Here is a 280-nt window from a genome sequence, read left to right on the forward strand (position 1 = left end):
TGCGTCATCCAGATGGCGTTGAGCTTGCCGCCGGCCGGATAGATCGGCGCTTCCGCAGCGCCCAGACCCAGACGCGTGAACATCAGCGACACCCAGCCGGTACAAATGGCTGCGACCGCCTGGAAGAAGCCCCAACCCAGCGTGGCGCCGGCAATCACGACGCGCGGTCCGAAGCGGTCGGCCAGCATGCCGCCGGGGATCTGCATGAAGGCATAAGTCCAGAAGAACGAGCTAAGCAGCAGGCCTTGCACCGCCGGACCGATGTCGAACTCCTTGGCGA

Annotated in this window: 1 protein-coding gene; it reads right to left on the minus strand. The window is 65.0% G+C overall.

Translation table 11 applies throughout. The features are described 5' to 3' along the window. Positions 1-280: MFS transporter (locus RVY79_RS19205; RefSeq protein ID WP_317466155.1), on the minus strand; the 280-nt coding region annotated here is incomplete at both ends.

It is taken from the genome of Chromohalobacter sp. HP20-39 (assembly GCF_033052815.1).
Lineage (GTDB): Bacteria > Pseudomonadota > Gammaproteobacteria > Pseudomonadales > Halomonadaceae > Chromohalobacter.